We start from the raw sequence: 9445 nt of genomic DNA on the forward strand, positions 1-9445 counted from the left end.
CTGTCTGCGCCCAGAACAATAATTCCCGAGGGAACCATGCGAATTTCCACCCGTTTCAGCGGCCTGCTGCTGGTTGCCGCACTGCCCCTGGGGGCCGACGCCGCCCCGCCGATCGATGCCATCGAGCCCAGCATCAACGCCGAGCTGGCCGAGCACACGAAGCACTTCAGCGAGAAGGTCTACAAGATCGCCGACAACGTCTATTCGGCGGTGGGCTGGAACCTCGCCAACAGCGTGATGATCGAGGCCCCCGAGGGGCTGATCATCGTCGACACCGGCGAGTCCGCCGAGCAGTCGCGCAAGGTGCTGGCAGAATTCCGCAAGATCAGCGACAAGCCGATCAAGGCCATCGTCTATACCCACTTCCACCCCGACCACATCAACGGCGTGAAGGGCTTCGTCAGCGAAGAGCAGGTGAAGAGCGGCGAGGTGCAGATCTATGCCCAGGAAACCCTGCTGGAAAACGTGGTGACCCAGGGCGCGCTGGTCGGCCCGATCCTCGGCATGCGCTCGGGCTACAGCTTCGGCGCGGCCCTGCCGGACGCCGACAAGAAGGACATGAACGCCGGTCTCGGCCCGCTGGCCCACGAGGGCAAGTCCACCTTCATCGCCCCCACCATCACCTTCAAGGACCGGCTCGACACGACCATCGCTGGCCTGCCGGTGCAGTTCCTCCACGTGCCCAGCGAGGCGCCGGACGAGATCGTGCTGTTCCTGCCGCAGAACAAGGTGCTGATCAGTGCCGAGGTGACCCAGGGGCCGACCCTGCCGAACATCCACACCCTGCGCGGGACCAAGTTCCGCGATCCGGTGGTGTGGGTGAAGAGCCTGGACAAGCTGCGGGACTTCCAGGCCGACTACATGGTGCCGCTGCACGGCCAGCCGGTATCCGGCAAGGACAAGGTGGAAGAGGTGCTGCGCATGACCCGTGACGCCATCGCCTACGTCCACGACCAGACGGTGCGCTGGATGAACAAGGGGCTGACACCGGACGAGCTGGTGGAGCAGGTCAAACTGCCGCCTTACCTGGCTGGCTACACCCCCTATCTTCGCGAGTACTACGGCACCGTGAAGCACAGCGTCCGGCAGATCTACCAGGGCTACCTGGGCTGGTTCCAGGGCGACCCGGTGGAACTGGACCCGACGCCGCCGGTGGAAAAGGCCAGGCGCCTGGTGGCCCTGATGGGCGGTCGCGACAAGGTCCTGATGGCCGCCGGCGAGGCCTACCTCAAGGGTGACTACCAGTGGGCCGCCGAACTGGCCGGCTACTCCATCCGCATCGATCACGACGATCAACTGGCCCGCCAGATCAAGGCGCGCAGCTTCCGTCGCCTGGGCTACGCCAGCATGAACATCAACTGGCGCAACTGGTACCTGATGAGCGCCATGGAGCTGGAGGGCAAGCTGGACGGCGACGCCGCGCTGCAACTGTCCCAGGGCATGCGCGATGCCTTCCTCTCGCCGGACATGCTGAAGAACTTGCCGGCGCGCATCTTCCTGCAGAACTGGGTGACCCGCATCGACCCGGAAAAGAGTGCCGACCTGAACCTGACCCTGGGCTTCGTCTTCCCCGACATCCAGGAGCAGTGGGCCTTGGAAGTCCGCCGCGGCGTGGCCCAGCTGCACCAGGGCATACCCGAAGGCACCCGCCTCAAGCTGACCCTGGACAAGACCTACCTCGACACCATCATCAGCGGCGAGAACGGCCTGCTCAAAGGGGCATTGCTGGGCGACGTGAAAGTGGATGGCAACCTGCTGGACATCAAGACCTTCCTCGGCTGCTTCGATTTCGAGGAAGCGCCCATCGCGCTGACCCTGCGCTGAGGCAGCGCCGGCCGGCCTCCAGGTAGGCCGGCCGGGATCAGATCAGCCCCGAGCCGTCTTCTTCATCGATCAGATGCGAGATCCCGCCCAGGGCCTCGCGCGCCTGGCTGCGGCTGAGCAGCTTGGCCTGCGCCGCCGGTGGCAGGTCAGTGATGCGAATGACGCCCTTGTCCATCAGCAGCGTGATCAGGTCGTCGAGCACCCGGATCATGTCCAGGTCGCTCTGCTGCAGCTGCAACAGGCTGCTCTGCGCCTGGCGGCCGCTGTACCAGGCCCGCACTTCCTTGTCATCGGCAGGCAGGGTTCCACTCATGCCTTCGAACTCGCTCGCTTCGACGCGAAGCAGCTTTCCTTCTTCATCGCGCTGGATATAGGGCATCGCTGGCTCCCCCCTCAGGTCCCCCTTCAGGGTAGTTGCTGGCGCGCCGTGCCGCCGGTTCATCAGGGCGGTCAGTGAACAGCGTCCAGCCATCGCGGCCTTTTGCCGCAACCGGGCGGTAGTCAAGGGAGGCAAGCCAGGACCTACCCTGTACAAGGGCGACATCGTCCTGCCGAAGGAATAGGCCCGTAGGATGGGTGGAGCCTGCGATACCCATCGATCGCCGCTGATGGGTATCGCTTCGCTCGCGGAACGCCGCCCGACCAACCTACGAACTACGAACCACCGGTTGTTGTGGAAGATTTCAATCGCGAATGAATTCGCTCCTACTCGGCGAACAGCTTCTGCACCACCGAGAAGTCCTTCTTGCCCTTGCCCTGCTTGAGCAGCAGGCGATAGAGCTGCAACGCCAGGGCGCCCATGGGCGTGCTGGAGAGGCTGTGCTGCGCGGTTTCCTGGGCGAGTCCGAGGTCCTTGGCCATGAGCTCGGCCATGAAACCGCCTTCGTACTCCCTGCTTGCGGGGGCATTGGGCATCACCCCGGGCCAGGGGTTGTAGCGTTCCAGCACCCAGTTGCCGCCCGAGCTCTGGCGCATGATCTCGGCCAGCACCGCCGGGTCCAGGCCGTTGGCCACACCGAGCGCCATGGACTCGGCGGTGCCGATCATCTGCACCGCCAGCAACTGGTTGTTGCAGACCTTGGCCACCTGGCCGGCACCGTCGGGGCCGGCGTGGAAGATGTTCTTGCCCATTGCCTGGAAGATCGGCCGCGCCTTTTCCAGGGCCGCCGCTTCGCCGCCCACCATGAAGGTCAGGGTGCCGGCCGCCGCACCGGCGGTGCCGCCGGACACTGGCGCGTCCAGCAGCTCGATGCCGCGCGCCTTGGCGGCCGCGTGAACTCTGCGCGCCGAGTCCGGGGCTATGGTCGAGCACTCCAGCACCAGGCTTCCGGTCACGATGGATTCCAGCAGCCCGCCTTCGCCCAGCAACAGGCCCTCCACATGCTTGCTCGCGGGCAGCATGGTGATCACCACCGGTACGCCGCTGACCGCGTCCCGCGCATCCCGGGCCGGCTTGGCACCCTCGGCCGCCAGCTCGTCGACGGCGGCCTGCACCAGGTCGTAGACCTTCACGTCATGGCCGGCCTTGAGCAGGTTGCGGGCCATGGGCAGGCCCATGTGGCCGAGTCCGATAAAGGCGATCTTGCTCATCGTTTTTCTCCTTGGCCCGGTCCACGGGGCGCCGGGCGGCTTGTCAGAGATCGTCCAGCGGGTGCCGGCCTTCCCACACCGGCTCGAAGTGGGCCTCGATCACCGCCCGCGGAATGGCCGCCACATCCGGCCAGTGCCAACGCGGCGCGTTGTCCTTGTCGATCAACCGGGCGCGTACGCCTTCGGGGAATTCCGGATGGCGGCAGCAGTTCAGGCTCATGGCGTATTCCATACGGAACACGTCGCCGAGCGACAGGTGCCGGGCGCGACGGATCTGCTCCCACACCAGGTGGGCGGTGAGCGGGCAGCCGGCGGCCAGGGTCTTGGCGGCGCGGGCCAGGGGAACGTCGCTGTCGTGGTGCAGGGCGGTCATCGCCTTCCAGGCGGCGGGCAGGTCGGCGACATCGAGCAGCTCGTCGATGCGCTTGCGCCGTGGCAGCCACTGGGCTTCCGGCAACTGCCCGCGGGCTTCGTGCTCCAGCGCCTTGAGCAGGCTGTTGAGCTGGCAGGCGGGCTTGTCCTGCCAGTTGAGCTGGACCAGGCCGGCAACCAGGGCGTCCTGCTGCTCTTCCAGGAGGAAGCGGTCGGCCAGGCCAAGGTCCAGGGCGTCATGGGCGTTGATGGTGCTGGCGCCCAGTCCGAGGAACAGGCCGAGCTTGCCCGGCAGGCGGGCGAGGAACCAGCTGCCGCCGACGTCGGGATAGAGGCCGATGTTTATTTCCGGCATGCCCAGGCGGCTGGACGGGGTGACGATGCGGATCGAGGCGCCCTGCATCAGCCCCATGCCGCCGCCCAGCACATGACCGTGGGCCCAGCAGATCAGCGGCTTGGGAAAGGTGTGGATGCGGTGGTCGAGGCGGTATTCATCGGCGAAGAAGCGGCCGGCCAGCGGCGGAACCACACCGGGATGTTCGCGGCAGGCATCCACCAACTTGCGCACATCGCCGCCGGCGCAGAAGGCCTTGGGACCATTGCCGCGCAGCAGCACGCAGACGATCTCCGGGTCCTCGGCCCAGGCGCGCAGCCTGGCGTCCAGTGCCTCGATCATCGGCAGGGAGAGCGCGTTGAGGCTGGCCTCCGCATCCAGGCTGGCGATGCCGATGCGGGCACCGTGCAGGCCGCTGCGTTCTTCGAAACTCACATTCATGGTCGTTCTCGTTCGGCTCTCGGTTACTTGTTGCGCCAGTGCGGGTCGCGCTTTTCCAGGAAGGCGTTGACGCCTTCGCCGGTGTCCTCGGCGTCGAACAGGTCGACGAAGCGTTCGCGCTCCTCGGGCAACCAGCCGTTCGGGCCGCGCTCGCGCGCGCCCTGGATCAGCGGCTTGATGGTGCGCACCGCCACCGGGCTCTGCCGTGCGACCTTGGCCGCCAGCAGCAGCGCGGTGCCGCGGGCCTCGCCGCTGTCCACCACCTGTTCCACCAGGCCGATGCGCAGGGCGGTTTCGGCATCGACGCGCTCGCCGCAGAGGATCATCCGTTTGGCCCAGCCTTCGCCCACCAGCCAGGGCAGCGCCTGGGTGCCGCCAGCGCAGGGCAGCAGGCCAACGGCGGCCTCCGGCAGGGCCATCTGGGCCTGGCGCTCGGCGATGCGGATGTCGCAGGCCAGGGCGCATTCCAGGCCACCGCCCATGGCGTAGCCGTTGATCGCGGCGATGGATACGCCACGGAAGTCCCGCAGCGCCTCGAAGGCCTCGCCGAAGCGCCGGGCCATTTCGCGGGCGCGGGCCTTGTCGCCGTCGGCGAAGAGATTGAGGTCAGCGCCGGCGCTGAAGAACTTCGGCCCCTGGCCGGTCACCACCAGGGCATAGATGTTGTCGTCGTGGTTCAGGTGCTCGATCAGCTGCTTGAGGCCGATCAGCGACTCGCGGTCCCAGGTGTTGGCCGGCGGATGATTGATGGTGATGAGCGCCGTGTGGCCGTGCTTTTCCACCGTCAGCTTATGGGTCAGGTCGAACACGCCGGGCTGGTAGGGTTCAACGGCATTGGACATGTGCATCTCCTTACAGCAGGCGGTCGAGCGCGCCGCCCTGTTCCAGTAAACGACGCGCCACGATGACGCGCATGATTTCGTTGGTGCCTTCGAGTATCTGGTGCACCCGGGTGTCCCGCACCCAGCGCTCCAGAGGATAGTCGTTCAGGTAACCGTAGCCGCCGTGCAGTTGCAGCGCCTCGTTGCAGAGATCGAAGCACTGGTCGGTGGCGAAGCGCTTGGCCATGGCGCAGTAGAGGCCGGCCTCGGCATGGCGCTGGTCCAGGCGATGGGCGGCCAGGCGCACCATCTGCCGGCTGGCGGTAAGCGCCGTGAGCATATCGGCGAGCTTGAACTGCAGGGCCTGGAAGTCGGCCAGGGGCTTGCCGAACTGCTTGCGTTCCTCCACATAGCGCAGGCTCTGTTCAAGAGCCGCCTGGGCGGCGCCGAGGGAGCAGCTGGCGATGTTCAGGCGGCCGCCGTCCAACCCCTTCATGGCGTAGACGAAACCCTGGCCTTCCGGGCCGATGCGGTTGCCGGCGGGAATGCGCACGCCCTCGAAGGTGATGGTGCGGGTGGGCTGGGCGCGCCAGCCCATCTTGTCTTCGTTGCGCCCGTAACGGATGCCCTCGGCATCGGCGGGTACCAGGAAGCAGGAAATGCCCTTGGCGCCGTCTTCCCCGGTACGCGCCATGACGATCAACACCTGGGTGCTGCCGGCGCCGGAAATGAAGCACTTGCTGCCGTCCAGCACGTAATGATCGCCGTCGCGGCGGGCGCGGGTGCGCAAGTGGGCGGCGTCGGAGCCGGCGTCGGGTTCGGTCAGGCAGTAGGAGGCGAGCGACTCGCCGCCGATCAGGCCGGGCAGCCAGCGCGCTTTCAATTCGGCATCGCCGAAGGAGGCGAGCATCCAGGCGGCCATGTTGTGGATGGTCAGGTAGGCGGTGGTGGCCACGCAGCCGGCGGCCAACTGCTCGAAGATCAGCGACGCGGACAGCCGCGACAGGCCCAGGCCGCCGTCATCTTCGGCGATGTAGAGGCCGAGGTAGCCCTGCTCGGCGGCGCGGCGGATCACCTCCAGGGGAAAGTGGTGGCCGCGGTCCCAGTCCGCGGCGAAGGGGGCCAGCTCATGGCTGGCGAAGGCGCGGGCGCTGTCCACCAGCAGGCGTTGTTCTTCGGTGAGGTCGAAATCCATATGTCGTCTGCCTTGGCTCGATTACGTGGCGGTGCTGCGCACCGCTTGGCGAATGAATTCGCCCCTACTTCAAGTGGATGGTCATGTTCGGGCCGGTGACCGGCGTATCGTCGAACCAGCGGGTGGTGACCGTCTTGGTCTCGGTGTAGAAGCGCACCGCCTGCTTGCCGTAGGCGTGCAGGTCGCCATAGAAGGAGCCCTTCCAGCCGGTGAAGGAGAAGAAGGGCAGGGGCACCGGGATCGGCACGTTGATCCCCACCTGACCCACCTCGATGGCGTGCTGGAAGTGCCGTGCGGCGCCGCCGGAACGGGTGAACAGGCTAGTGCCATTGCCGTAGGGATTGGCATTGACCAGGGCGATGGCCTCTTCCAGGCTGTCCACCTCCATGCACACCAGCACCGGGCCGAAGATTTCCTCGCGGTACAGGCCCATCTTCGACGTCACGCCGCGGAACAGGGTGGGGCCAAGCCAGTTGCCGTTCGGGTAACCCGGCACCTGGCACTGCGAACCATCCAGCAGGCACTCGGCGCCTTCCGCCTTGCCTTCGGCGATCAGGCGCAACACGCGTTGGCGGGCCTGCTGGCTGATCAGCGGGCCGAAGGCCGAATGGGCATCCTTCCAGTGGCCGGGGCGCAGCTCGGCCATCTGCGCGGCCAGCTCGGGAATCCACTGGCGCGCCTCGCCGACGAATATCGCCACGCTGATGGCCATGCAACGCTGGCCGGCGGCGCCGCAACTGGCGCCCACCAGGTTGCTCAACACCTGGTCCTTGTGGGCATCGGGCAGCACCACCATGTGGTTCTTGGCCCCGGCGAAGGCCTGCACCCGTTTCAGGTGGGCGGTGCCGGTGCGGTAGATGTGCTGACCCACCGGCACCGAGCCGACGAAGGAGATGGCGCGCACGTCCGGGTGGGTGAGCAGGGCGTCGACCTGCTCACGCCCGCCGTGGATGACCTGCAGCACGCCCTTGGGAGCGCCGGCTTCGATGAAGAGTTCGGCCAGGCGGTTGGGGGTCAGCGGGTCCTGCTCGGAGGGCTTGAGGACGAAGGTGTTGCCGCAGGCGATGGCCAGGGGAAACATCCACAGCGGAATCATCGCCGGGAAGTTGAAGGGGGTGACGCCGACGCACACGCCCAGCGGCTGGACCCAACTGGCGGTGTCGATTTCACGGGCGACGTTCTCCACCGTCTCGCCCATCATCAGGCTGGCCACGTTGGCGGCATGCTCTGCCACTTCAATGCCGCGCCAGACGTCGCCCTTGGCATCGGCGAAGGTCTTGCCGGTCTCGCTGGCCAGGAGTTCGGCCAGTTCGTCGTGGTGGTCCTTGAGCAACTGCTGGTAGCGCAGCATCAACCGGGCGCGCTCGGGAACCGGTACTTCCCGCCAGGTCTGGAAGGCTTCCTTGGCGCTGGCGACGGCCGCCTCGATTTCTTCGGCCGTGGCCTTGGGCGCCAGGGCGAGGACCTCCTGGGTCGCCGGGTCGGTGACTTCGATCAGCTCGCGGGCGCGGCTTTCGCGCCATTCGCCATCAATGAGAAGCGGGATTGCCTTGGCCATCTTGTCCTCCACCCGTGGGACGGGACCTTGTTGTTTCTTGTTCTTATAGCCGCCGCCGATCCAGTTGTGGATTGACGATCTTGGTTGTGGGATGGACGATCTTGGGATTGCAGGCCCCTACAAGAACCCCCATGAGCCGCTCCGTGGAAACCTCCAACTGGCCCTTGCCGGCCAATGGCGTGCGCTTCACCACGCCGCCCCGTCTGCGCCGTCTGCTGGCCCGTCATCCGTTGACGTCGGCCTGTTATCCGCTGGCCCTGGGCTATTACCCGGAGGCCCAGGGCCATCGCATGCAACGCCACGAGCCCGAGGACAACCTGCTGATCTACTGCCGTTCCGGGCAGGGTTGGCTGGAGTACGGGGATGGACGATTCGAGGTGGGCGGCGGTGACCTGCTGCTGCTGCCCAAGGGACGTTTGCACGCCTATGGCGCGGATGCCCAGCGGCCGTGGAGCATCTATTGGGTGCATTTCGAGGGCGAGCAGGTGGAGGAATACCTGCGCCCATTGGGGCCGGCCCCGTTACGTCGCATCGGTGTGCAACCCCGTCTGCTGGCAGACCTGGACGCCCTGCTCGGGCTGCGAAAGCAGGGCCTCAACCTGCCGCACTTCATCCATGCCGCCCATCAGCTGCAGACCTTGCTGACCTCATTGGCGGTACTGCCGGTGCGCGGATTCCTGAAATCCGGGCGGGTGCTGGACGTCGATGCGGTGCAGTCGGTGATGCGCGCCCACCTGCACGACAGTCTCAACCTCGACCAGTTGGCGGCGCAGTTCAAGTTGTCGCGCTTCCACTTCGCCAAGACCTACCGCGCCCTTACCGGCCACGCGCCGATCCAGGATTTCATCCAGCTGAAGATGGCCCACGCCTGCCGGTTGCTGGACGAAGGCGACCAGGGCGTTCGGCAGATCGCCGAACAGCTGGGCTACGAGGACGTCTATTACTTCTCGCGGCTGTTCCGCAAGGTGGTGGGCATGGCGCCCAGTCACTACCGGGCGTTGCATCAGGGCTGAGCAGGGCAGGCCTTGTGGGAGCGAATTCATTCGCGGAAGCGGACGTCTAAAACAAGGCCTTCAGGCCTCCACGCTAGCCTGGGACATCCCTCACCCCCGGCCCCTCTCCCGGAGGGAGAGGAGTGACTCGCGCCGGCGACTCCAGAACCATCCTGAAGCCCAAACGGGCCTGAAACCGAGTAAAAGCGGTGGGGCAGCGACTCCGCCCCTTCAGGAGGCCGAGTGGAATCGTTGCAGAGGGGGACGAGCGGCATGGATGCCGCGAGAGGCGTGCGGGGCCATGGATGGCCCCGCACG

8 protein-coding genes are annotated in these 9445 nt (G+C 66.5%); 2 read left to right on the top strand and 6 right to left on the bottom strand.

Annotated features, from left to right (window positions below):
* The first annotated feature begins 36 nt into the window (after positions 1 to 36).
* Positions 37 to 1824: an alkyl/aryl-sulfatase gene (locus ACFW0H_RS24385; RefSeq protein WP_422916422.1), complete on the top strand. Its 1788-nt coding sequence runs from the start codon at positions 37 to 39 to the stop codon at positions 1822 to 1824.
* 37 nt (positions 1825 to 1861) lie between these two features.
* Here ACFW0H_RS24385 and ACFW0H_RS24390 read toward each other — a convergent pair whose 3' ends face one another.
* From ACFW0H_RS24390 to ACFW0H_RS24415, 6 genes are all read right to left on the bottom strand, one after another.
* Positions 1862 to 2203, bottom strand: coding sequence for a tryptophan synthase subunit beta (locus ACFW0H_RS24390; protein WP_422916423.1), 342 nt, complete (start codon positions 2201 to 2203; stop codon positions 1862 to 1864).
* Positions 2204 to 2529: 326 nt separating this feature from the next.
* On the bottom strand, positions 2530 to 3414 hold the full coding sequence (gene mmsB / locus ACFW0H_RS24395; RefSeq protein WP_422916424.1) for a 3-hydroxyisobutyrate dehydrogenase: 885 nt from the start codon (positions 3412 to 3414) through the stop codon (positions 2530 to 2532).
* A gap of 43 nt (positions 3415 to 3457) precedes the next feature.
* The gene (locus tag ACFW0H_RS24400) at positions 3458 to 4561 is read right to left on the bottom strand and encodes an enoyl-CoA hydratase/isomerase family protein (RefSeq protein WP_422916425.1); all 1104 of its coding nucleotides are present in this window, start codon (positions 4559 to 4561) and stop codon (positions 3458 to 3460) included.
* A 23-nt stretch (positions 4562 to 4584) separates the two neighbouring features.
* Complete coding sequence (locus tag ACFW0H_RS24405; RefSeq protein WP_422916426.1) at positions 4585 to 5403, bottom strand: enoyl-CoA hydratase; 819 nt, start codon at positions 5401 to 5403, stop codon at positions 4585 to 4587.
* A gap of 10 nt (positions 5404 to 5413) precedes the next feature.
* On the bottom strand, positions 5414 to 6577 hold the full coding sequence (locus ACFW0H_RS24410) for an isobutyryl-CoA dehydrogenase (RefSeq protein WP_422916427.1): 1164 nt from the start codon (positions 6575 to 6577) through the stop codon (positions 5414 to 5416).
* A gap of 64 nt (positions 6578 to 6641) precedes the next feature.
* Positions 6642 to 8135 carry a CoA-acylating methylmalonate-semialdehyde dehydrogenase gene (locus ACFW0H_RS24415; protein ID WP_422916428.1) on the bottom strand — a complete coding sequence of 498 codons (1494 nt, stop codon included), beginning with the start codon at positions 8133 to 8135 and terminating at the stop codon, positions 6642 to 6644.
* A gap of 131 nt (positions 8136 to 8266) precedes the next feature.
* Here ACFW0H_RS24415 and ACFW0H_RS24420 point away from each other — a divergent pair, with 131 nt between their 5' ends.
* Positions 8267 to 9148, top strand: coding sequence for an AraC family transcriptional regulator (locus ACFW0H_RS24420; protein WP_422916429.1), 882 nt, complete (start codon positions 8267 to 8269; stop codon positions 9146 to 9148).
* The last annotated feature ends 297 nt before the right edge of the window (positions 9149 to 9445 follow it).

Source organism: Metapseudomonas cellulosilytica (genome assembly GCF_049334135.1).
GTDB lineage: Bacteria > Pseudomonadota > Gammaproteobacteria > Pseudomonadales > Pseudomonadaceae > Metapseudomonas.